The 23083-nt window shown below is 72.4% G+C and carries 20 protein-coding genes and 4 pseudogenes; 13 read left to right on the top strand and 11 right to left on the bottom strand.

All coding sequences use genetic code 11. The features are described 5' to 3' along the window. Positions 1–52: 52 nt before the first annotated feature. A complete protein-coding gene (locus P696_RS55515) occupies positions 53–352 on the top strand; it encodes a hypothetical protein (RefSeq protein ID WP_026410875.1) in 300 nt (99 codons plus the stop codon). Here P696_RS55515 and P696_RS59170 read toward each other — a convergent pair. Continuing rightward, positions 234–641 (bottom strand): annotated as a pseudogene (locus tag P696_RS59170) (hypothetical protein); the annotation flags it as partial. The gene P696_RS55515 and the pseudogene P696_RS59170 sit on opposite strands and share 119 nt — an antisense overlap. Positions 642–658: 17 nt before the next feature. Here P696_RS59170 and P696_RS42375 point away from each other — a divergent pair. The 11 genes and pseudogenes from P696_RS42375 to P696_RS53830 form a co-directional block, all read left to right on the top strand. After that, on the top strand, positions 659–1291 hold the full coding sequence (locus P696_RS42375) for an enolase C-terminal domain-like protein (protein WP_034482683.1): 633 nt from the start codon (positions 659–661) through the stop codon (positions 1289–1291). Positions 1292–1342: 51 nt separating this feature from the next. Beyond that, complete coding sequence (locus tag P696_RS0100960; RefSeq protein ID WP_026410874.1) at positions 1343–2233, top strand: dihydrodipicolinate synthase family protein; 891 nt, start codon at positions 1343–1345, stop codon at positions 2231–2233. Beyond that, positions 2230–2574, top strand: a pseudogene (locus tag P696_RS59165) (SDR family oxidoreductase); the annotation flags it as partial. The gene P696_RS0100960 and the pseudogene P696_RS59165, both read left to right, overlap by 4 nt. A gap of 13 nt (positions 2575–2587) precedes the next feature. Next, positions 2588–2704, top strand: a pseudogene (locus P696_RS59160) (short-chain dehydrogenase); the annotation flags it as partial. Between the two features lie 8 nt (positions 2705–2712). After that, complete coding sequence (locus tag P696_RS59155; RefSeq protein WP_425394123.1) at positions 2713–3450, top strand: sugar kinase; 738 nt, start codon at positions 2713–2715, stop codon at positions 3448–3450. A 115-nt stretch (positions 3451–3565) separates the two neighbouring features. After that, positions 3566–4309: an ABC transporter ATP-binding protein gene (locus P696_RS0100950; RefSeq protein ID WP_157429447.1), complete on the top strand. Its 744-nt coding sequence runs from the start codon at positions 3566–3568 to the stop codon at positions 4307–4309. 58 nt (positions 4310–4367) lie between these two features. Then, positions 4368–6839: an ABC transporter permease gene (locus P696_RS0100945; protein ID WP_026410872.1), complete on the top strand. Its 2472-nt coding sequence runs from the start codon at positions 4368–4370 to the stop codon at positions 6837–6839. Next, entirely contained in the window at positions 6749–7174 is a 426-nt protein-coding gene (locus P696_RS59150) for a helix-turn-helix domain-containing protein (RefSeq protein WP_425394117.1), read from the top strand. Before P696_RS0100945 ends, P696_RS59150 begins: the two co-directional genes overlap by 91 nt. A gap of 361 nt (positions 7175–7535) precedes the next feature. Beyond that, positions 7536–7673: a CBS domain-containing protein gene (locus P696_RS55510; protein WP_157429446.1), complete on the top strand. Its 138-nt coding sequence runs from the start codon at positions 7536–7538 to the stop codon at positions 7671–7673. A 377-nt stretch (positions 7674–8050) separates the two neighbouring features. Then, on the top strand, positions 8051–9196 hold the full coding sequence (locus P696_RS0100930; RefSeq protein WP_026410871.1) for a site-2 protease family protein: 1146 nt from the start codon (positions 8051–8053) through the stop codon (positions 9194–9196). A 134-nt stretch (positions 9197–9330) separates the two neighbouring features. After that, positions 9331–9600: pseudogene (locus tag P696_RS53830) on the top strand (helix-turn-helix domain-containing protein); the annotation flags it as partial. Positions 9601–9718: 118 nt separating this feature from the next. Here P696_RS53830 and P696_RS0100925 read toward each other — a convergent pair. Further along, complete coding sequence (locus tag P696_RS0100925) at positions 9719–10114, bottom strand: MmcQ/YjbR family DNA-binding protein (RefSeq protein ID WP_026410870.1); 396 nt, start codon at positions 10112–10114, stop codon at positions 9719–9721. 871 nt (positions 10115–10985) lie between these two features. Here P696_RS0100925 and P696_RS42365 point away from each other — a divergent pair. After that, positions 10986–11543 (top strand): hypothetical protein, encoded by a 558-nt coding sequence (locus tag P696_RS42365; protein WP_157429445.1) that lies wholly within the window; start codon positions 10986–10988, stop codon positions 11541–11543. A gap of 452 nt (positions 11544–11995) precedes the next feature. Here the strand turns inward: P696_RS42365 and P696_RS42360 are convergent, their stop codons facing one another. The 9 genes from P696_RS42360 to P696_RS42335 all read right to left on the bottom strand — a co-directional run bounded on the left by P696_RS42360 (position 11996) and on the right by P696_RS42335 (position 23075). Beyond that, complete coding sequence (locus P696_RS42360; RefSeq protein WP_084336615.1) at positions 11996–14488, bottom strand: MMPL family transporter; 2493 nt, start codon at positions 14486–14488, stop codon at positions 11996–11998. Between the two features lie 32 nt (positions 14489–14520). Continuing rightward, positions 14521–14943: a hypothetical protein gene (locus P696_RS0100905; RefSeq protein ID WP_026410869.1), complete on the bottom strand. Its 423-nt coding sequence runs from the start codon at positions 14941–14943 to the stop codon at positions 14521–14523. 125 nt (positions 14944–15068) lie between these two features. Beyond that, on the bottom strand, positions 15069–15359 hold the full coding sequence (locus tag P696_RS0100900) for a hypothetical protein (RefSeq protein WP_026410868.1): 291 nt from the start codon (positions 15357–15359) through the stop codon (positions 15069–15071). Next, positions 15359–15745 carry an ArsR/SmtB family transcription factor gene (locus tag P696_RS42355; RefSeq protein ID WP_051466510.1) on the bottom strand — a complete coding sequence of 129 codons (387 nt, stop codon included), beginning with the start codon at positions 15743–15745 and terminating at the stop codon, positions 15359–15361. Before P696_RS42355 ends, P696_RS0100900 begins: the two co-directional genes overlap by 1 nt. A 160-nt stretch (positions 15746–15905) precedes the next feature. Further along, complete coding sequence (locus P696_RS0100890; protein WP_026410867.1) at positions 15906–17498, bottom strand: tryptophan halogenase family protein; 1593 nt, start codon at positions 17496–17498, stop codon at positions 15906–15908. Positions 17499–17508: 10 nt separating this feature from the next. Further along, positions 17509–17850 carry an acyl carrier protein gene (locus P696_RS42350; RefSeq protein ID WP_084336613.1) on the bottom strand — a complete coding sequence of 114 codons (342 nt, stop codon included), beginning with the start codon at positions 17848–17850 and terminating at the stop codon, positions 17509–17511. A 49-nt stretch (positions 17851–17899) separates the two neighbouring features. Next, positions 17900–19621: an acyl-CoA dehydrogenase family protein gene (locus P696_RS42345; protein WP_051466509.1), complete on the bottom strand. Its 1722-nt coding sequence runs from the start codon at positions 19619–19621 to the stop codon at positions 17900–17902. Then, positions 19618–21366: an acyl-CoA dehydrogenase family protein gene (locus P696_RS42340; protein ID WP_051466506.1), complete on the bottom strand. Its 1749-nt coding sequence runs from the start codon at positions 21364–21366 to the stop codon at positions 19618–19620. Before P696_RS42340 ends, P696_RS42345 begins: the two co-directional genes overlap by 4 nt. Then, positions 21363–23075: a fatty acyl-AMP ligase gene (locus P696_RS42335; protein ID WP_064743862.1), complete on the bottom strand. Its 1713-nt coding sequence runs from the start codon at positions 23073–23075 to the stop codon at positions 21363–21365. Before P696_RS42335 ends, P696_RS42340 begins: the two co-directional genes overlap by 4 nt. Positions 23076–23083: the final 8 nt, after the last annotated feature.

The raw sequence follows: 23083 nt of genomic DNA, 5'->3' as shown, positions 1-23083 counted from the left end.
CGGATGCGGACGGGACGCCCGGGCTGTGACCTGGGGCACTCACGATCGCGGCATGACATCCGACAGCTGGATCTCCGTGGGCCGGTTCCTCATGGTCACCGCCGCCATGCTGGCCATCGTGTCGGCGGGACTGTTGTTCACCGCGATCGACAACGATCCCGTCGTCGTGCTTCCGATGAGCCGGGACGACCCGCGAACCCAGGCCGTCCACATCACCGGGTTCATGGTCGGGATCATGGTGGCCGTGCTGGCGGGGGTGGCGTTCTTCTCAGGGCTGGCGTCCTTCTTCTGGAGCGCCACCCTCCGCCGGCACGAACTACTGGAGGAGATCCTGCGCAAGCTGCCCGACTAGGCGGCCCGCAGGGTCTTGAGGAAGGTGCGTACTTCTTGTTCGGGGTTCGGACGAGTTCGCCGCCCATGCCGACGGCGCCGGCGCCGGCGTTCAGCCAGGACGCGGCGGACGCGAGAGACACGCCGCCCGTCGGGACGAGCGGGGCGTGCGGGACGGCCTGGACGATGGCGCGCAGGTCGTCCGGGGTGAACTGGGACGCCGGGAACAGCTTCACCAGGTCGGTCCCGGCCTCCAGCGCCTGGACGATCTCGGTCGGCGTGGCCGCGCCCGCGACGACGGGGACGCCGTGGCGGTGCGCCGTGCGGAATGCGCGAGCGCGGCCACCTCGTCGGACACCAGGCCGACGCGCTCGCCGCCGTCGACATCGCGCTGTGGGACGTGGCCGGACGCCTCACCGGCCGTCCGGTGTCCGCCCTGCTGGGAGGCGCCTTCCGCACCGAGATCCCCGTGTACGTGAGCGGGCTGCCGCGTCCGACGAACGAGGAGCGCGCGGCCCTCGCCATGGAGTGGGTGGAGCGCGGCGCGACCCGCGTGAAGCTGCACCTCGGCCACGTCGAGGGCCACCGCGACCTGGCCCGACGCGTGGACCTGCCGATCGCGATCGGCGAGACCCTGCGGAACCGGTACGAGCTAACGCACTGGCTCGACCGGCGCGCGACCGGGCTCGTCCAGCCCGACGTGGGCCGCACCGGCATCACCGAGCTGATGGCGATGGGCGAGCTGGCCGCCGCGCGGCACCTGCCGGTCGCGCCGCACCACTCCACCGGCCTCGGCGTCGTGCTCGCCGCCGGGCTGCACGCCAGCGCCGCGCTGTCCGACCTGGCGTTCTTCGAGTTCCAGCCGACGTCCCACGAGGTCGGCGGACGCGTCCTGACCACCCCGATCACCGGCGGCGCGACGGGCTTCGCCGTGCCGTCCGGCCCCGGTCTCGGCGTCTAGGTCGACCTCGACGCCGTCGCCGAGTTCTCGTCAACCCCCCTGGAGGTCTGAGTGAGCCTGTCCGGGCTCGTCCCCGTTCTCGCCACCCCGTTCAGCCCTGACGGTTCGCTGGACCTGCCGGGCCTGCGCCGTCTCACCGCGTTCCAGGTCGCGTCCGGCGCGACCGGCGTCGCCCTGTTCGGCATGGCCAGCGAGGGGTTCGCGCTGACCGCCGACGACCGCGCGCGGGTGCTGGCGGCCGTCCGCGAGACGGTCGCGGGCGCGGTGCCGATCGTCGCGGGCGTCGCCGCGACCGGCACGCCGACCGCGCTGGAGCAGGCGCGCGCCGCCGCCGAGGGCGGAGCGGACGCGCTGATGGTCCTGCCGCCGTTCATGGTGAAGCCGACGCCTTCGCAGCTGGTCGACTTCTACGGCGATCTCGGCGAGGTCGGGCCGGAGGTGATGGTGCAGGACGCGCCGGGGGCGACCGGCGTCGCCATGCCGGAGAGCCTGATCGTCGAGCTGAGCAAGCCGCACGGCGTCGGCTCGGTCAAGGTGGAGGCCCCGCCGACCGCGCCGAAGGTCGCCGCGGTCGTGCGCGGCGTCGACCCGGACTTCGCGGTGTTCGGCGGGCAGAACGCCCTGTTCGTCCTGGAGGAGTACGCGGGCGGCGCGGTCGGCACGATGCCCGCGTGCGAGTTCACCGACGTGATCGCGCCGATCCTCGCCGACTGGACGGCCGGGCGGCGCGCCGACGCGCACGCGGCGTTCGCGCGGCTGCTGCCGCTGATCCGGTTCGGGATGCGGCAGGGATACGCCTGGGCGGTGCACAAGAAAGTGCTGGTCCGGCGCGGGCTGATCGCGTCGGCGGCGGTGCGCGCTCCGGCGCGTCCGCTGGACGCGGGCACACTCGCGGGCCTGGACGAGGTCCTGGCCGTCCTCGACCTTCCGGCGGCGCCGTGAGTTCCGGGGCCTCGTCGAGGGGTGTGCTGCTGTCCGGCGGGAACTCGCCGATCGGGCGCGCCATCGCCGCCGCGTTCGCCGCGCGCGGCGAACGTGTGGTCGGCGTCGGGCTCGAGCCGTGCGACGACCCGGTGTACGCCGGTTTCCTGGTGGCCGACTGCACCGACTCGTCCGTGGCGGGCGAGGTCGTGGCGGCGGCGGCGGAGACGCTGGGACGGCTCGACGTGCTCGTCCCGGCGGCGGCCGTGATGCCGGTGGCGTCCGTCCGGGACACCACCGACGAGCAGTGGCGGACGGCGCTCGGCTCGGTCCTGGACACCGCGTTCTTCCTGACCCGCGCCGCGCTCCCCCCGCATGGAGCGCGGGTCGGCGATCGTCGCGGTGAGTTCGGTGAACTCGTTCCTCGCCGCGCCGTGGCTGGCCGCGTACGCGACCGCGAAGGGCGGGCTGGACGCCCTCGTCCGGCAGCTCGCGCTGGAGTGCGGGCCGTCGGGCGTGCGGGTGAACGCGGTCGCGCCCGGGCTCATCGGCGGCGGGCACCTGGACCGTGCCACCGAGGGCTACCCGGTGGGCCGGACGGTCAGCGGCGCGTGCATTACTACCGGCGTGGGTCGGCGGCCTCGGCGATGGACGAATCCGACGCCGATCGTGTGCTCGCGGCTCGTGCGCGCGCGGTGTTGCTGTCCGGGATCACCGTCGCGCTGGGACCGGGGCCCGCGGCGCTCGTGCGGCGGCTCGCGGAACAGGCGGACGGGCTCGTGGTGCTCGATCCGAATCTGCGGCCCGCGCTCGGGCCCATCGAGCCGGTGGCCGACGTTCTGCGGTCGCTGCTCGGCCGCGTCGGGCTCCTGGCGCTCGGGTTGGAGGAGGCGGACGCCCTGTTCGGGACGGACGATCCCGTCAAGGTGTTCGCCACCGCGCGGGAGGCGGGCGTCGGCGAGGTGCTGCTGAAGGCCGGGCCGGACGGCGTCTGGCACGCGTCCCCGGACGGTCCGGGGCACCTGCCGAGCGCGGCCGTCACGGTCGTGGACCCGGTCGGCGCGGGCGACGCGATGCTCGGCGGCTACCTGGCCGGACGGCTCTCCGGCGCGTCCCCGGCCCGGGCCGCCCGGCTCGGGACGGCGCTGGCCGCCTCGGTCGTGGCGTCCCCCGGCGACACCGAGGGGCTCCCGGACGCCTCGTCCGCCTGGGCGTCGCTCGATATTGCCCCGGTATAGAACGCCGCGAGAGGATGGCGGGCGTTCGGTTCGTGCTCGCATCGACGGACGAGACGGGGTGGCCGGTGCGCATCGGTGTCGATCGGCGTTCGGCGTGGTGACGGCGGAGCCGGTGGTGACGGCCGAGCCGGTGGTCCGGCTGTCGGCGATCCGCAAGTCCTTCGGCGGAGCGGGCGGCGGCCGGGTCACGGCGCTCGGCGGTGTCTCGCTGGAGTTCACGGCGGGCACCTTCACCGCGATCATGGGACCGTCCGGGTCCGGGAAGTCGACGCTGCTGCAGTGCGCGGCGGGCCTCGACCGGGTCGACGAGGGCACGGTCGAGATCGGCGGCACCACGCTCAACGGCATGCGGGAGAAGGCGCTCACCGAGTTCCGGCGCCGCCGCGTCGGGTTCGTCTTCCAGTCGTTCAACCTGATGCCCTCGCTGACCGCCCGCCAGAACGTCGAGCTGCCGCTGCTGCTCGCCGGGAGCAGGCCCGATCCATCCGGCGCGCTGAAGGTGCTCGGCGAGGTCGGGCTCGCCGACCGGGCCGGGCACCGGCCGAGCGAGCTGTCGGGCGGGCAGCAGCAGCGGGTCGCCATCGCCCGCGCCCTGGTCACCCGTCCCGAGGTGCTGTTCGCCGACGAACCCACCGGCGCGCTGGACTCGCGCACCTCACGCGAGCTGCTCGGCATGCTCGCCGGGCTGGCGGCCGAGCAGGGGCAGACGATCATCATGGTCACGCACGACCCGGTCGCCGCCGCGTACGCGAGCCGGGTGGTCTTCCTGGCCGACGGCCGGGTCGTGGACGAGATGGAAGCGCCCACCGCCGAGTCGGTGGCCGCGCGGATGGCGCGCCTGGAGGCCGCCTCTTGCTGAGGCTGGTCGTGCCGGGGCCGATCGCCGAAGGAAGCGGATCACTGAAGGAGGCGGAGCCGTGCTGAGGCTCGCACTCGCCACGTTGCGCACCCGCTGGGTGAGCTTCCTCGGCGCCTTCGTGGCGCTCGCCCTGGGCACGGGCGTCATCGCGACGATGGCCCTGACGATGGCGGCGACCCTCGGCACGCCCTTCTCCGGTCCGCAGCGCTTCGCGGACGCGCCCACCGTGGTGCTGCCCCACAACGGCGTCCGGTTCGCGGGCGACGAGGACGGCGAGGAGCACGTCCTCGACCGTCCCGCCGGGATACCGCCCGAGCTTTTCGCGAAGATCGCCGCGACCGGCCGCGCCGTCCCCGACCGAACGTTCCCAGTCCGGGTGCAGGGCGGGCCGTCCGACCAGGTCGGACATCCGTGGTCGGCCGCCGAGTTCACCCCGTACCGGCTGGTGGCGGGGCGCGCCCCGCGCGCGGCGGACGAGGTCGTGGTCGGCGGCGGCGCGAAGGCGAGCGTCGGCCGCACCCTGCCGGTGACCACGCTGGACGGCGTGCGCCAGGCGAGGATCGTGGGCGTGACCGGCTCGGCCTGGTTCGAGCACGCCGTGTTCTTCAGCGACGACGAGGCCGCGCGGATCTCGCCCCGCGTCGACGCCGTCGTCGCGTTCGGCAAGGCGGGCGAGGTGCGCGGCGCGGTCGGCGGAGCGGCGCAGGTGCTGACCGGCGACGAGCGCGGCAAGGCCGACCCGGACACCAGCGGCGGCCGGGACGGTCTGCTGAACGCCCAGGGCATGGCGGGCACGTCCACCGGCATCGTGGTCTCGGTCGCGATCTTCCTCGTGGTGGTCACGTTCGCGTTCGTCGTCGACCAGCGCCGCCGCGAACTGGCCCTGCTGCGGACGGTCGGGGCCACCCCCGACCAGGTGCGCAAACTCGTCCTCGCCGAGGCGGCGGTCGTCGGCCTCGCCGCGTCGTTCACCGGATGCGTCCTCGGGACCCTCGCGGTCCCCGTCCTCGGCGACTGGATGGTCGACCAGGGCGTCGCACCTGAATGGTTCACGATCGAGATCAACCCGATCCCCCTGGTCATCGCGTTCCTGCTCGGCCTCGTGTCCGCCGTCGCGGGCGCGGCGGCGGTGTCCCTGCGGGCCGGACGAGTCCGTCCCACCGAGGCGCTGCGCGAGGCGGTCGTGGACCGCAAGGGCATGACCGCGCTGCGCTGGCTGCTGGGCCTGGCGCTGCTGACCGGCGGCGTCGTCACCAGCGTCGTCATCGCCCAGCGGTACCCGATCTACGCGGGCAACCTCCGCAAGTACGCGGCCGTACCGCTCCTGCTGGTCGGCGGGTTCGCGCTGTTCGCCCCGGTGGTCATGGGCCCGCTCACGCGCCTGGCGACGCGTCCGATGGCCCGCATGGGCGCGGGCGCGATGGTCGTCCGGGAGAACCTGCTCGCGTCGCGGCGGCGCACCGCCGCCACCGTCACCCCGGTCGTGATCGCGATCGGGCTGTCGGCCTCGGTGCTGAGCGCCCAGGCGTCCGCCGACGACGCCCGGGTGGCGCAGGCCAGGCAGCAGACCCGCGCGCAGTTCGTCGTCGTGCCGACCGGGATCGCCGTCCTGAACCAGCGGACGGCCGACGCGGTCCGTACCGTCCCGGGCGTGGACGTCGCGACGGTGACACCGACCCGCGCCCTCCTCTCGACGCCGCAGGGCCAGTTCGTCGACACCCTCTCGGCGGACGCGGTGGAGCCCGCGGCGATGGCGTCCGTGGAGAACCTGCGCCTGGACCGCGGCTCGGCGTCCGGCCTCGCCGACGACTTCCTGATCGTCAACCAGCGTCTGGCGCGCAGCGACGACCTTTCGGTCGGCTCCCCGATGAGGGTCACCCTCCCGGACGGATCCACAGCGGCCGTGCGGGTCGCGGCGATCACCAAGGACGGCATCGCGGGCGACGTCGGCTACCTGTCGTCCGCGCACGCCGTCGGCGGCCTGCCGTCCCGGATCGAGGTGCGCGTCCGGCCCGGGACCGACCCGGCGGCCGTCGCGGGCGCCCTGCGGAACGCGACGCGCGGACAGGCCGCCCGGGTCGTCCCGATCGCCGCACTGACGGGCGCCGTCGACGCGCAGCAGAAACAGCACCGGTCGGCCGCCTACTCGATCCTGGCCATCGCGCTCGTCTACTCGTGCATCGCGATCGCCAACGTCCTCATGATGGCGGCGGCCGGACGCCGCCGCGAGATCGCCGCGCTGAACATGGCCGGAGCCACGCGCCGCCAGACACTGCGCTTCATCGCCGCCGAGTCCCTGATGGTGGTCCTGATCGGCCTCGTCCTGTCGTCCGCCGCGACCGCCGCCGTCCTCGCCGGACAGTGGGCCGCACTCGACACCCTGGTCGGCGGCACCTCCCTCCACATCCCCTGGCTCGCCATCCTCGAAATCACCGCCCTGTGCGCCGCCACAGCCGTCGCCGCCGCCACCCTCCCCGCCTGGCAAACCCTCCGAGGCCGCGTAATAGAACAGGCCGCCCTACGCGACTAACCCAAACCCCCACCCCGCCAACCCACACGGCACTGCTGGTGCTGGTTCATCTACGCAGAAGCGAGACGTTCGCCGAGGTCAGCAGCGGGTTCGGAGTGTCGATCAGCACGGCCTGGCGGTACGTGGAGGAAGCCGTGACGCTGCTGTCGGCGCGGTCGCCCAAGCAAAGCCGGCCACCTCGTCAAGGCCATCGCCGTCCCACAGAATCACGAGACCAACCGAGCATGAAAAAGACTCAGAGACACTTCGCTTCCAGTCTGGACAGTTGTTTCATGAGATATATCCAGCGAAACGGCGGTACTACCTTGTTCCCACGTTTTGGGAAATCGAAGTAAAATTGACATCCATGAGACTTCAGTGGTGATGAATATCGATGGTTCGGAATGGCATCTGGTGTGTCAGGATTGCATATGAAGGACATGCGAGATCTCCCCCCCCGGGGGGGAGTAATCGATCCTGTGGTCACCATCGGCGACCGTCACAAGAGCAGGCTTGAAGCCTGACGCTTTACAGATATCACCGAGGCGTTCCGCAAGCTCGCGCTCACGAGTGCGACCGCCGTCAAGAACGAGCTTCATCCTGCGCAGGTGGACGCAAGGGAGATACCCACCATCGGCCTCCATACCGCGGACATGACCGGGGCCGGGTCACCGCGAGGGGCCGACCGCGAACAGGCACCCGACGAGGAGCCAGAGCGTGAGGTGTGAGCTGATGCGCCAGGCGAATGAAGGCGCGCTTCCCGTCGGCGACGAGACTCGCAACGATCGGTTGTGCGGGATCATCACCGGGACATCGTCCGATTTCGTCGAGCACCTCTATCCGGCGGCCCGGTGAGGTATTGAACTGAGCCGTCGTCCGGCGCCGCTCTCGTGTGGGCATGACGTCCCGTCACACGGGGGCGGTCGTCGGTATGTTCGTTCCGCCCTCGACCGGCTGCCTCCATCAGCTGTGACAGGCCATCAACGGCCGAGTCGACCGCGCCCTGGGGCCTGATCACGGCTGGGATCCGGCAGCCCCGCTGGCGGCCTGGGACGAATGTGGGAAGCACGGGACTTGCACGCTTGGCGTCTGGTCGGCGCTGACGAGGACGGGACGCGGAGAGCGGACTGTCCAGGTCTCGCCGCGCGAGGCGCAGCGCAGGTCCCTTCGCGGAAGGCGATGGGGCTCTGGTCCGGCGCCGGGTGGCATGGTGGAGGTTGGGGCGGTGTTCCATGAAGCAGAACGTCCGGCTGGGGACGATCGCCGGTATCCCGGTGGGGCTGCACTGGTCGGTGTTGGTGATCATGACGTTGATCACCGGGGGGTTGGCCTACGGCGCGCTCCCCCCGGTGCGGCCGGGACTGCCGACTGCGCTGTACCTGCTCACCGCGCTCTTGATCGCCTCGGTATTCTTCGGGTGCCTCGTCGCGCACGAGCTGGCGCATTGCGTCATCGCGCTCCGCTCGGGCATCCGGGTCAAGCGCATCACGTTGTGGATGCTGGGCGGTCTCTCCGAATTCGAGGCCGAGGCCCCGACTCCCCGCAGCGACCTGGCCATCGCGATCGCGGGACCCGCGACCAGTCTCCTGCTCGGGCTGTTGGCCGGGGTGGGCGCGGTCTTGGCCGACGCCTGGCACGCGCCGAAGCTGGTCGGTTTCAGCCTGGGCTGGCTCGCGGTGACGAATCTCCTGCTCGGCGTCTTCAATCTGCTGCCGGGCGCGCCGCTGGACGGCGGCCGTGTGCTGCGCGCGCTGCTGTGGCGGCACTACGGCGATCGCGCCCGCGCGGACAAGGCGGCCACCGGCGCCGGACGCCTCATCGGCGCGGCGCTGATGGGGCTGGGTGTGGTGCAGGTGCTGTTCGCCGGCGTCGCGGGGCTCTGGTTGATGCTGCTCGGCTGGTTCCTGATGCGAGCGTCCGAGGCCGAGGAGGCGTTCCGCGAGGTGAAAGAGTTGCTGCACGGGCTGACCGCTGCCGATGTGATGACCTCACGCCCCGAAGTGGCCGCCGCCTGGAACACCGTCGCCGACTTCACTCGTCGCGTCGTGGACGACTCGCGCCAGTCGGCGTTCCCGGTCGTCGACGCGGACGGCCGTCCGGTCGGCGTGGTCGACCTGAGGTTGCTCGACCGCCTCCTCGCGTCCGGTCCGGCCGCGTCCCGTGTGGGCGCCGTCGCCGCCGACGTTCCGCCGGAGTATCGCGTCGCCCCGTCCGCCCCCGCCATGGAACTCCTCGGACGCCGTCCCCTGATCGGCGGTGTCCTGGCCCTCGCCATCGAGGACGGCCACCTACTCGGGATGGTCACCGTTGACGACATCGACCGGGCGATCCGCCGTCAGCGGCTGACCCGCGAGGAGGACCGGAACCGTGATTCTTGATCTGGCGGCCCGGCGGCCCCGCTAGGTGTAATGACCACGAACGTTGTTGACGCGGGCTGTGGGGTGCCTGCTGAAAGGTGAAGACCCCCGGTGTGGTGGAGGTGTCTGGGCTCCCGACCACGCTGGAGGTCTTCGTGTCCCACCGTAATGCCCGGCTGACGGTTCATGGGCGGCGATTGCTGGTCGAGCGTGTCGCCGCGGGGCGTCCGGTCGCACATGTGGCGGCCGAGATGGGGATCTCCCGGCAGACCGCGCACAAGTGGGTGCGCCGGTGGCGACAGGAAGGACTCGCGGGCCTGCGTGATCGCTCCAGCCGTCCGCACACCGTTCCCCACCGCACCCCCGACGTCCTGGAGGCACGGGTCTGCGCACTGCGGAGGGACCTAACGTCCGCTGATGCCAGAAGGTGATCGTCGTAGGGATCCGTCCAGGTGGCCGGGTGTCTGACCCGGGATCCTGAACGGACTATGTCCGTAAATGCGCAGACGCGGCGGACTGCGGTCTCGGCCCGGCAGGCTTCGTTCATTCTGATTCTGTGTTGGGCTGATCGGCTGCGGTGTCAAGGTCGTCGACGAGCGCATCCGGTGCACGCATGCGCCAGGCGTCCGTGATGAGCTCTTCCAGACGATCGAGATCCACTTCGCCCAGCCGCAGCATGACCAGAGGCATCCCGTCGTAGCTGGGTGTGGTGAAGAAGCGTTCCGGCTCACCGAGCAGCAACGCCTGCTTTTCTGCCTCGTCGCCGACGTACAGCACGGCGATGTCAGTGCGGATGACGCGCGGACCACCCGGTCTGCGCTCGGGGTAGGACCAGACGAATCCCTTGCCGCCAACCCGGAAATCGAAGCCGTCGCTGTCGATCTCGACCGCGTGAGGTTGCGCGAGTGCCAGTCGGCGAACGTCTTCGGCGTCAGCCATCCTGGTCGCTCCCGGTCACCGGTTCCTGCACACGTCCAGGCTATCGGTCCACAGACCGCGAAGAGCCCGAGGCCGCCGGACTGTCGCAGCCGGATGCTCCAAGATCCGCCTGGGTTTGATCCACGCTCTCGTCTCGCACAGCCCGGGGTCACTCTCATGCCGCAGGCCGAGCACCGAACACCCCGCAGCCAGCAGACCTTCCCAGCCCAGACGCGCCGATCCCGTCGCCGCTGCTGCCGCCGGTCACCGACGACAACTACACCTGGATCTAGCCGAGCCCTGCATGGCTCCGCAGTCACGGGGGCGGAGCCAGCCTCACAGGACGACGAGCAGCGCCCGTATCACCGACAAGTCTGGGACTTCGCAGGGGCCTTGGGCTTCTTCGAACCTGCCGACAGCCGCCCGTGAGCACCATCGTGGGGGTTGCCGCCGTCGAAACGGCATTGGTGAAGTCCAGGTCGTGGCCGCGCCCGGGGACTGCGGCGCCGTCGCGCAGGTGGTTGCGGATGAGTTCCACCGCCTCACTGACCTCGCTTCAGCAATGCCTTGGGCTTGCGTTGAGAGTACCTGTCATGTCACCCGCCGTGAGGGGGCGTGGATAGCGGGGCGGTCTCCAAGCCCGAGCTGTACGCGGTGATGTGCGGGATGGGCTGTCGATTCCCGGCGGTGATGCGTCAGGACATCGCAGCGTCCTGGCTGGGGCACTTGATGGTGTCGGGCGCTTGGAGTCGGCTTGGGCGAAGTCGCGTTAGCGGTGCTGGATGGTTGGTGGGAAGCCCCGTGGGAGGGAGGCGAATCTCCGTCGCTGGGACGAAGGGACCGGTGCTGCGAGGGGATGCCTGCCGTGCGGGCGCCTCGGGAGTATGACGAGATGAGTCGATCGACAGGCGGCGCACGGTATCGCGGCCCTTCCAAAGCCGTGGTCTGGACGGCGGTCGCGGGCGCCGCCGGGGCCGTCCCCTATCTGGTGATGAAGATCTACTGGCTGGCGGGCGGGACGGCGGGCAAGCCGGCCAGGATGAATCTGGGCGACGAGTTCGCCAAGAACGGGGCTCCCCGGTTCCTGGTGTGGCTGGAGCGGCACGGCATCGACTTCACCGTCGTGGGGATCATGCTGGGCATCGTCCTGCTCGGCGCCCTCGTCCGGCCGTGGGGCCAGGTCTACCCGCGCTGGGTGCCGTTCTTGCGAGGTCGCCGGGTACTGCGATGGATCCCGCTGACCCCTGGCTGGACCGCCGGGCTAGGGCTCGGCGCCTACGGGTGCATAGGGATGTCGGTGATCCTCACCGGCGGGCTTTCAACGGCGCACACCGCCGGGCTGGCACCGGGAGTGTTCGTCATCGGGTTCCTCAACTTCACGTCGATCGGGGTGTCGCTCAGCGTCTGCTCGCTGTCCTACCAGCGGCGGACCCGTACCGTGCGCGCCTGACACTCGCCCCATGGGGCAGCGCCAGACCCTGCTGGTGCTCGTGGTTCTCCTGGCGGTGGCCCCCACCGCCGCGGGAATCGCCGAGGCGAGGTCGAGCGCCGGCCGCGCGTGGCCGAGTTCGACGGCCTTGGACCGTGGGGGCGGAGCGTGGCCGCGCATCTGGTGGTCACCGACGTAGGGCCGCTGCGACAGACCTTGTTTGTCGCCGCAGTGACCGCGTCCCTTCCGTGTCGGGTCCGGGCGGCGGGTGAGAGCCTTGGCTCCTTGATCGAGGTTGCGGTGTCTCGTTCACGGCGGGACGAGGGTGTCGGTTGGAGTGTTTGGCCTGGCGGACGCGGCTGCTCGGGCGGCGGCGCATGTCGGGGGTGTGGATGTTGGGTTGGTGCGTTGTGTTGGTGGGCGGGCCGGCCGCGCGGGGTGGGGGTGCCGCGCGGCCGGCTCGGGGTGGGGGGTTATCCGGCGGCGGACGTGGCTTTGGGGTTGGGCTCGGGTTCTGGGGTGGTCTCCGGGTGGTCGGGGTCGTTCTTCGGGGAGGGTGCGGCGGCTGTGGGGGCGTCGTCGCCGGGGAGCCAGTGGAGCCAGGTGGGCATGGCCCAGGTGGCGCGGCCGAGGAGGCTCATGATCGCTGGGAGGAGGACGCCGCGGACGATGGTGGCGTCGAGGAGGATGGCGACCGACATGCCGACGCCGAACATCTTGTACTCGATGGCCGACAGCGTGGTGAAGATGGAGAACACCGCGACCATCACCACGGCCGCGCTGGTGACCACGCCGGCGCTGCTGGCGATGCCGCCGATGATGGAGTCCCGGTGTCCGGCGCCGCCGAGGCGCCGCTCGCGGATCCGGCTGAGGATGAAGATGTGGTAGTCCATGCTGAGCCCGAACAGCATCACGAACATGAACAGCGGCAGCCAGCTCAGGACGGCGCCGTAGGAGGTGAAGTCGAACACCGAGGTGAGATGGCCGTCCTGGAAGACCCAGGTCACCACCCCGTAGGCCGCGCCGACCGACAGCAGGTTCAGCGCGATCGACACCAGCGGGATCGCCACCGAGCGGAACGCCGCGAGCAGCAGGACGAACGCCGGCGCGAGGACGAACGCGAAGACGACCGGCGAGCGGCCGTGTAGCCGGGCGGCGAAGTCGTGGGGACCGGCCGTCTTGCCCGTGACCGCGTAGTGGATGCCGTCCACCTTGCCGAGGGTCTCGGGCAGCGCGCGCTCGCGCAGCAGCTTCAGAGCCCGTGTGGACGCCGCGTCCGACCCTGATCCCGCCAGCGGGACGTTGACCACCAGGGCCTCGCCGACCTGGTCGACCTGGATCGGCTCGCCCAGGGCGCCGCCGCTCGCCGCGGCCTGCTCGTGGAGTCCGTCGACGGCCCGCTTGACCGCCGGGCCGTTCACCTGGTCGCCCCAGACGACGACCTCGGCAGGGGACGGACCGCCGGGGAACGCCTCCTGGATGCGCGCCGCCGCGTCCACCGTCGCGTTGCTGCGCGGGAGGTCGTTGGTCAGGGACGGGTCCTGGAGGCGCATGCCGAAGGCGGGGATCGCCAGCAGCGCGAGCAGCAGCGCCGCGGCTCCCCCGAACAGCACCGGCCGCCGCACCACCGAGCGCGCGATCGCGGCCCAGGCCCGTGACTCGCCCGCGGCCGTCCGCCGCCTGCCGAGCCAGGGGATCCGGCCGCGGTCCACCCAGCGGCCGAGCGCGGACAGCAGCGCGGGCAGCACCGTCACCGAGCCGACGACGGTGAGGCCGACCACGAGGAGCGTGCCGACCGCCATGCCGCGGAAGACGTCGATGCCGGTGAGGAACAGCCCGGACAGGCAGAGCATGACCGTGATGCCCGACATCACGACCGCGCGGCCCGAGGTGCGGGCGGTGATGCGGAGCGCCTCGCCCACCGACCGGCCCGCGGCCCGCTCCTCGCGCTCGCGGCGCAGGTAGAACAGCGAGTAGTCGACGCCCACGGCCATGCCGATCAGCAGGACCATCGAGGCCACCGTGCTGTTGATCGGCATGAACTGCTTGATGACCTGCACGAGGCTGACGGTGGCGACCACCGCCGACAGCGACAGCAGGACGGGGATGCCCGCGGCGATCAGCGCGCCGAACACCACCACGAGGATGAGCAGCGTGAGCGGCAGCGACAGCACCTCGGAGCGTTCGAAGTCCTTGCCGTAGACCTCGTCGGTGGCCTTGCTGATGCTGCGGTCCCCCGCCTGCGCGACGCGCAGGTCCGGATACTTGGCGCGGACGTCGTCGACGGCCTTCCTGGTGGCGTCGAACTTGGCGTCCTTCTCGTCGTCGGTGCCGGTCAGCTCGAAGACGACCAGGCCGGACCGTCCGTCGGACGAGATCAGGCGGCGGCCCGACCCCGGGTCCAGCGGCGACATGATCCCCGACGCCGGGGTGGCCCTCAGCGCGGTCACCAGGTCCTGGGCCGCCTGCCGCGCCTTCGGGTCCGAGGCGAAGGGCGCGCCGGGCGTCCGTTCCTGGACGAGCACGTTCTCGCGGGCCGCCCCGTCCACTTTCTGCTCGTTCAGGATCTTCTGCCCGAGCCCGGCCTCGCCGGGACCGGTGGTGTGCGCCTGGTCGCCGGTCACGAGGCCGCTCAGGACGAACGCGACGACGACGAGCCCGAACCACGCGGTGATGGCCCACCACTTGTGCCGGGCCGACCAGGCCGCGACCCGCTCCACCACCGGCCGCCGCACGGCCCGCCGAGCCTCCGCCGGAGCGGGGACGGGCTCGGTCGCCTCTTTGTGGGCCTTTTCGGACGGCTTTTCGGATGTCGTCTCAGGGTCCTGTTCGGGGAGCGGGTCGCCGCTCGCCTCTGGCGCGGGCTCGTCCGGGCGGGCGTCTTCGGACGGTGTGGCGTCCTCGGGCGGTGTCGGGGCCTCAGGGGGTGTGGGGTCTTCGGGGGGCTTCGGGGGGTTCTCGGACATGACCGTTTCTCTCCTCGCTCAGCTGTGGGGGATCACGCCGCCATGACCCGTGCCGTCGCCCGCACCGGGCCCGCCGAGACGGTGACCGAGCGGAAGCCCGAGTCGACCTCGGCCACCCAGAAGAGGCCCAGCAGGAGGACCGGGCGGGCGATCACGGACTCCTGCCGCCTGCGGAACACCACGTGGACGGTGTCCGCGTCCAGCGGGACCTGCCCCCAGGCCAGCGACCAGGGCCGTCCGGACCCGTGGCCTCGGCGGGTGCCGCGCAGCAGCGCGGCGCCGATGACCGCGGCGGCCGAGACGTCCTCGCAACCGGTGCGGGAGTAGACCTCGAGGGCGGGGCGGCGTCCGGTGCCCCGGGCGATGCGCAGCAGCCAGCCGCTCAGCGGGAGGGAGAGTTCGTATGGATCGGAGCCGCCGGCGCCGTCGCTGGTCGACTTGCCATCGGGCAGCATGGGCTGCTCTCCTTTCCATGGAGGCGCGTTTCCGGTGAGACCTCGCCCGCGGGCGAGGCGGTGGTGCGTCGTCCATCGCTGGGTCGCCGAGTTGCAGCTCGGCGGCCCAGATCGGGCCAGGGTCGTTACTCGACCTCCTTGAGGATGCGCTCCATCGACTCCACCCGGCCGCCCATGTCGTCGAGCCGCGCCCCGATGTCGTCGAGGCGCGCGCCGATCTCGCGGAGCCGGAGCTCGGTGTGCTCCTGGAGGAGCAGGGCCGTCTCGGCCATCCGGTGGTAGTCCTGGTCGTGCACGGCCTGCGCCCTGGCCTTCTTGACGCCCGCGACCTGCCGGATCCCCACCGTGATGACCGTGGTGAGCAGGACGAACACGCCGATCACCGAGAGGATGTCCTCGAAGATCCAGGAGTCCATCAGCGGCCTCCGTCTCCGGCGCCGCCCGCGCGGCCCGCGCCGTCCGGACGGTCGGTACCGGCGTCCTCGGCCGCGGGCGGCGCCAGCGTCCCGGCCACGGCAGCGAGGCTCTCGGGGGTGAGGTTCAGCGCGAAGGGCGCGACCTCGTAGAACTTCATCGCCTTCCCGTCCTCCGACAACTCGAGGGTGGCCGTCACCAGCCCCACCGCTTCCAGCCTGCGCAGGTGGACCTGCAGGAGCGCCCGGCTGATGCCCAGGTCCCGGGCCAACCGGCTCACATAGTTCCGTTGCTTCGACAGGACCGCGATCACCCGTATCCGGTGCGGATTGGCGAGCGTCGCCAGCACCTTCACCAGGTCGTCTCCCGTCAGATCCCCGGTGCCCATGTCAACCTCTTGCACATGCCAACGAACGCTAGCGGGTGCCCCCGTGACGCGGCCAGGGTCCGGGAAGGAACCAGGGTCCCCCTGAGACCAGATCAGGGGGACCCTGAGATCGGGGCGGTGGACCGCCCCGGGGCCGGTCGCGGGGGAGGCGGGGCGCCGGTCACCTCCCGTGCAGCCTGCGCAGGTAGTCGTAGTTGCTCGGCAGGGACGCGACCAGGTCCGCCTGGGCCCGCTTGACCTCGGAGAACAGCGGCTGCGCCGCCTCGACCGACTCGGGCTTGTGGGCCAGCAGCGGCAGCGGGTGGTCGGGGGTCAGGCCCAGTCCCGCGAAGATGCAGTAGTAGCTGCCGTTGGTCCAGAAGTTGCGGAACTCGGCCTCGAAGTTCCCGTAGTAGGTGCTCTCGTCGGTGACCGGCGGGTTGACCGCCAGCCCCGCCTTGTACATGTCGACCTTCTTGCGGATGTTCTCCGGCAGGTGGATGTCCTTGGCGTCCCGCCAGAACGGGGTGTCCATGCGCGGCGCCAGGAAGAAGTGCGCCTGGATGAAGTCGCGGGTGTCGTCGAACATGACCGCGATCTCCTCGTTGAACGAGTCGATGAGGGCCTGGTCGAAGTCGGTGTCGGGGAAGTGCCGGACCAGCTGGTGGATCGCCGCGGTGATGAAGTAAATGCCGGTGGACTCCAGCGGCTCGAGGAAGAACGAGGACAGGCCGATGCCCACGCAGTTCTTGACCCACGTGCGCTCGTTCCGGCCGACGCGGAAGCTCACCTGGTTGAGCGGCGTGGTCTCGGGGTCCAGGCCCCACATCTCGCAGAACTCGGCCGTCGCGTCCTCGCGGGACTGGTGCCTGCTGGAGAAGACGTAGCCGGTGCCGAAGCGTCCCAGCATCGGGATCTTCCAGGTCCAGCCGCTGCTCATCGCGATGGCCGAGGTGTAGGGCTCGACGCCGTGCGCCTCGTCGTCGTGCGGGATCTGGGTGGCCACGGCGCTGTCGCACGGCAGGTGGTCGCCCATGTCGATGAACGGCTCCCCCATCGCCTTGTTCATCAGCAGGCTGCGGAAGCCGGAGCAGTCGATGAACAGCTGCCCCTCCAGCCGCTTCCCGCCCTTGGTGGCGAGCGCCGTGACGAAGCCGCGCTCGTCCTGCTCGACCCGGGCGAGCTCGTCCTCGACGTGGATCACGCCCTGCTTGCCGGTGGCGAAGCGGCGCAGGAAGTCGGCGACCAGGTGGGCGTCGAAGTGCCAGGCGTACCGGGTCACCGGACGCCCCTCCATGTCGCGCGGGGCGCGCTTGGCGTCCATCAGGGCCGGCTCGCGGAAGCAGGCGTAGTCGAACGGCTCGTCGGTCCTGCCGTGGTGACGGTTGTCGTTCCAGTAGTGCGACAGCGGGATCCGGTCGTGCTCGGGCAGCAGCCCGAACGGGTGGTAGAAGTGGTCGCTGCCCTGGGCGTCGGAGCGGGCGTGCGGGGTGGACTCGCCCGGAGTCCGCCAGTTGATGAACTTCACCGCCATCTTGAACGCGGCGTTGCACTCGGGCATCCACTCCTCTTCGGAGAGCCCGAGGTAGTCGAAGAAGGTCTTCTGCAGGTTCGGCACGGTGGCCTCGCCCACGCCGATCCTCGGGATGCCCGGCGCCTCCAGCACCGTGATCCGCGCGGTGCCCTGCAGGGCCTTGCCGAGGTAGGACGCGGTCATCCAGCCGGCCGTGCCGCCGCCGAGGATGACCACGCTGTCGATCTTGGTATCCCGCATGAGCTGTCCCCTAGTGAGAGTTCGTGCCGAGGTCGGTGGCGGAGTCGGTGGCGGCGGCGGCGACGCCGGCCAGGTGGGCGGCGAGCGCCGCGACGCTGTCGTGGTCCCAGACCAGCGTCGGGTCGACCGCGAGGTGGAAGGCGTCCTCGATGTCGCCGCAGATGGAGAAGGCGTAGACCGAGTCCAGGCCGTAGGAGGTGAGCGGGGCCTCGTGGTCGATCTCGTCCACCGCGCGTTCCAGGTAGTAGGCGACCCTGGCGGCGAGCCAGGTCCGCAGGCGGTCGGCCGACGGCGGCCCCGGCGGGCCGGGGTCTCCGGGCGTCGCGAAGGTGTCGGTGGTCGGTTCGGTCATGCGGTTCCTCCGGTGGGGATGTGCGGAACGGGCGCGGGCGCGGCCGGGGTCAGCCGCGGACGGCGCGGCCGGTCAGGTCGAGGAGCCGCCGCCCGTCGTGGCGCTCGCGGGCCAGGCGGAACATCGCCTCCTCCAGGTCCCGCCGTTCGGGCTCGGTGAGGACGGGCGGACCGCCGAGCCGCCGGTCGAGCCGGTCCAGGGCGGCGGGCAGCCAGCGCTCGTCGAGGTCGCCGAGGCCGTCCCGTCCGTGCCGCCCGACGCCGAGGCACGCGGCGGCGGCGAGGACGACGGTGTAGCGGCCCGCCAGCGCGTACGCCTCGGGGCGGGCGTCGATGGTCAGGTCGCGCGGGCCGAGCGCGGCGCAGTCGCGGCGGAGGCGGTCCAGCTCGTCGCGGAAGCGCGCGGCGAAGCGGCCGACCACGCCGTCCGAACAGGTCTCGGCGGTCTCGACGAGCGTGCCGCTCAGCCCGTCCGAGCGGGGCGCGCCCGGCCGCAGCGCGCCGAAGTCCAGGGGCGGGAGGTCGCCGCCGAGCCGGAACAGCCCGGCGGGCGCGGGCCCGCCCTCGAACCAGGCCCGCCGCGCGAGCCTCGGCAGCTGCGGCAGGATCGTCACCTGGCAGGCGGCGCGCGACACGTGCGCGAACCCGGCGGGAGCCAGGTCACGCGCCAGCTTCTGGAAGACGCCGAACGGGCCGTCCCGCAGGTAGGCCCGCGCGCCGAGGACCGTCCTCAGCTCGTCCATGGCGTCGATCAGCAGCCGGGAGACCAGGTACTTCACGGCCGGCGCCGACACCCCGGTCTCCTCGGGCAGCACGTGCAGCGCCCTGGTGACGACCGTCGCGAACGCGTCGGCGGCCAGCAGGTCGGCCTGGGCGCGCCCGATCACGGCCCGGACGTAGGGCAGGTCGGCCGCCGCGCCGCCGTAGAGCCGCCGGTCGAGCGCGGAGGCGAGGGCCGCGCGCAGCCCGGTGTCGACGACGCCGACGCACATGCTGGGCAGCGCGCTGCGGGTGAGCTGGAACGAGCTGAGCGCGGTCTCGATCCCCCGGCCCGGCTCGTCCCCCAGGAGCGCGTCGCCGGGGACGGGGCAGCCGTTGAACACGGCGCCGCCGAGTTGCACGCCGCGCATGCCCGAACTCGGGAAACGCGGCAGATAGCGCAGCGCGCCCTCGGGGATCCCGGCCTTGGGCACGAGGAACTGCGCGTGGCTGCGGCTGCCCGGGTCCGGACGCGTCCTGGCGAAGACCACCAGGGCGTCCGCCCGGCGCAGGTTGGTCACGACCTCCTTGCGGCCGTCCAGCCGCCAGCCCGTGCCGTCGCGGACGGCGGCGAACTCGGCCCGGGAGAAGTCGTTGCCGTGGGCGAGCTCGTGGTAGGCCGAGGCGACCTTGCGGTTCGCCAGCAGCAGGTCCGCGACCTCGCGCCGCTGCCGCTCGTCGCCCGCGCTCCAGACGTTGACCGAGGCGATGAACGAGCTGGCTCCGTAGCCGAGGCCGAGGCAGGGGTCGCGTCGCCAGACGGCCCGCATCACCTGGACGAGCCGGTCGACCTGCGCGAGCCTGCCGCCGAGCCCGACCGGGACGAACTCGGCGTTCAGGCCGTAACCGTCCAGGACGCGTTCGGACTCGGCGTGCATCTCCTCCCGCTCGTCGGCCTCCAGCAGCGCGGCGAAGCCGGTGGGGTTGCCCGCGTCCCAGGGGTCGCCGAGGAGCCCGTCGAGCCGGTCCACGTCCGTCGCCGTGCTCGTGATGGTGCTCGTGCCGGTGCTCATGACGGCCCTCCTTTCCGCCCGTGGAGGGGCGACAGCGGCGCGCCGTCCGCGACCGCGCGGGTCAGGAGCCCGGCGATCCGTTCGTCGTCGGAGGGGTCCGGGTCCGGCGCGCGTCCCAGCTCCGCCAGCAGGTGGCGCAGGGTGATCCGGAGCCACAGCGCGCCGTCCGGCGTCCCGTGCGCCGCGCCCGCGGCCCACAGGTGCAGGCACGCCGCGGCGGCGAAGCAGAGTTCGTAGTCGGCGGCGACCTCGAAGGCCGCGATGTCCGGCCGCGCGGACGGCCCGACCGCGACCATCCGCACGTGCACCGCGTCGGTCGCCGCGAGCACCTCCCGCGCGAGCGGCAGGAGGCTCTGTGACTCCGCGCTCCCTTCCAGCTGCGCCACCGCCGCGCGCACGCCCTGGACGACGCTGCAGCCCGTCCGGGAGACCAGCGACAGCCGCGCCCAGTCCAGCTCGCCCGGCGGGGTGCCCGCGCGGGCCGTCACCGCCAGGCCCTCGGCGTCCGCGGTTCCCGCCGCGTACGCGCGGACAAGGCGGGGGAACTGGTTGATCAGGCCGTTCCGGTTGACGATGGTGCTGCCGTCGAAGATCCCGACGACCTGGTGGTCGCGCTGGATCTTCTGGAACGCGCCGGACGCGTACTCGCGGGTGAGGAAGGCGCGGGAGCCGAGCAGCTCGGCCAGTTCGCCGAGCATCCGGTCCGTCAGCGTGGGCGCCAGCGCCTTCACCACCGCGGAGACCACGCTCATCTCCCCGGTGAGGCCGTGGGCCGCCCGGGCGCCGACGATCCCGGCGGCCTCGACGGCGGTCAGCGCGGCGGCGGCGCGGGTGAGGACGGCGCGGACGTTCGGACGCTCGACGAGGGGACGGCCCTGGATGAGCCGCTCGGCCGCGAAACCCGCCGCCAGCCGCAGCGCGTGCTCGGCCGCGCCCGCCGACAGCGAGGCGCAGACCGTCCGGGTGAGCTGCAGCCCGAGGAGCACGGTCTCGATCCCGCCGCCCTCCCGTCCGACCATCGCGGTCGCGGGCAGCAGGGCGCCGTCGAACGCGATCCCGCTGATGTCGGCGCCCCGGATCCCGTGCGTGCGCGCCTTGGGCAGCAGGCGGTAGGAGCCGTCCGGCAGATCGGCCTTGTCCACGAGGAAGAGGCTGTGGCCGCGCGGCCCACCGCTGTCGTCGGTGCGGGCGAGGACGCAGAGGTGGCTCCCAGCCGTGGCGTTGTTGAGCGGCCACTTGGTCCCGTCCAGCCGGTGGCCGCCGCCTTCGGCGGGCGTGGCCGAGACCTCGTTCGCCAGCAGGTCCGCGCCGTGTTCGGGCTCGGTCAGCGCCCAGCTCACGCGGGCTCCGGCCGCGACCCGCGCGCCGAGGCTCCGGGCCTGCTCCGGGGTGCCCGCGATCCAGACCGGGACGGCCCCCAGGTAGGTCTTGCCGTGCGCGACCGCGACCGTCAGGTCGTGTGCGGCCACCGTCCGCAACAGCCGGAACAGCACCTCGTGGTCGTCGAGCCGTCCGCCCGCGCCGACCGGGACGTAGTAGGCGGGCAGGCCGAACGCGTCCAGCAGCGCGCATGCCTCGGCCGGGAGCTCCTCGTCCCGGTCGAGTTCGCCCGCGCGCTCAGCGGAGAAGACATCGCTTCGCTCGGTGGCGGCGGTGTCGGCGGTGTCGCTTCGCTCGGTGAGGAACGCCTCCAGGGCGGCGACGGGGTCCGTCCGTTCCCGGGTCGCCGCGGGCGCGCCGGTCATGACTCACCGGCCGCGACCAGCGGACGCTCGAGGACGCGCCGCACGGCCGGTTCCAGTTCGGCGTGCAGGACGGCCATGCCGCCGCCGAGGAACCGCGTCCGCATCTCGCCGCGCCGGATCTTGCCGCTGGTGGTGCGGCGCACCGTGCCGCGGCGGACGAGCACGACGTTCCCGGCGGGGACGCCGAGCGTGGTGGCGAGCCGCCGCGAGACCGCGCGCGCGATCCCGGGCAGGTCGGCGGGCTCGGCGCGCGAGGACACCTCGTGCAGCAGGACGACCCGCTCGTCCGGCGCCGGGACCTGGAAGGCCGCGCCGACCAGCCCGGTCAGCGCCGGGTGGGCCTCCCGCGCGGCCTGCTCCAGGTCCTGCGGGAACAGGTTGCGGCCGTGCACGATGAGGATCTCGCGCAGCCGCCCGGTGACGAAGACCTCGTCGTCGGTCAGGAAACCGAGGTCGCCGGTGCGCAGCCACCGGCCGCCCTCCCCCTCGACGGCGGCCTCGAACGTGGCGGCGCTCTCCTCCGGGCGACGCCAGTAGCCGCGCCCGACGCTCGCGCCGCTCAGCCAGATCTCGCCGATCTCGCCGTCCGGGAGCGCGCGCCGCGTCCCGGGGTCGACGATCCGCGCGTCCAGCCCGGCGACGGTCCCGCAGCCGACGACGTCCCGGCCGTCGACCGTCCGCGTGCGCGGCGCGGCCGTCCGCAGCGACACGAACACCGTCGCCTCGGCCAGGCCGTAGCCGGGGCTCATCGTCTCGGGACGGAACCCGCAGGGGGCGAAACGCTCGGTGAACGCGTCCATGGTGGGCGCGTGGATCGGCTCCGACCCGTTCCACATGTAGCGCAGCCGGGACAGGTCCAGCTCGGCGAGCTGCTCGTCGGTGACCAGGCGGGTGCAGCGGTCGAAGGCGAAGTTGGGCGCGGCGGTGCCGGTCAGGCCGTGCCGGTCGATCGTCCGGAGCCACTCGACCGGGCGCTTGAGGAACGCCACCGGCGACATCAGCACGCACGTCCCGCCGATCAGCAGGGCGTTGCTGAGCAGCGCGAACAGCCCCATGTCGTGGTGGAGCGGGATCCAGCCGCCGAGCCGGTCGGACGGTCCGAGCCCGCCCGCGACCCGGAGCGCCTCGACGTTGGCGAGGATGTTGCCGTGCGTCAGCATGACGCCCTTGGGGTCGCCCGTGGATCCCGAGGTGTACTGCAGGACGGCCAGGTCGCCGCGTTCGGGTCCGGGTCCGAGCTCGGCCTCCTCCCCCTCGTCCAGGTGCGCGAGGGTGAGGCAGGCGAGCCCGTCCAGGCCCGCCTCGTCCGTCCACGCGCGCGCGGCCTCCAGCCCCGGCTCGTCGGTCAGGACCAGTGCGGCGCCCGCGTCGCGGGCGATGCCGGTGACGCGTTCCAGGGCCTCGCGGCGGCCGTCCGGCGCCGGGACGGGCACGGCGACCACCCCGGCCGTCAGGCAGCCGAGGTAGGCGACGACGAAGTCCGGCCCGGTCGGCAGCGCGAGCATCACGCGCTCCCCCGGGGCGAGCCGTCCGCGCAGCAGCCGGGCGCACAGGCGTACCCGGCGCTCCAGGTCGCGGTAGGTCAGGATCGTGTCCGGCCCGTCGTCCGGTTCGCGGACGAACACGAAGGCCGGTTTCCCGGGCGTCGCCGCGGCGCGTTCGGCGAAGGCCTCGCCGATGCCGCGGCAGTCGGGCAGTCGCGTGGTCATCGTCATCC

The sequence above is a fragment of the Actinomadura oligospora ATCC 43269 genome, assembly GCF_000518265.1.
In the GTDB taxonomy this organism is placed as follows: domain Bacteria; phylum Actinomycetota; class Actinomycetes; order Streptosporangiales; family Streptosporangiaceae; genus Spirillospora; species Spirillospora oligospora.
The sequence above is the reverse complement of the archived record's forward strand: the minus strand, read 5'-3'. Positions and strand labels throughout refer to the sequence as shown.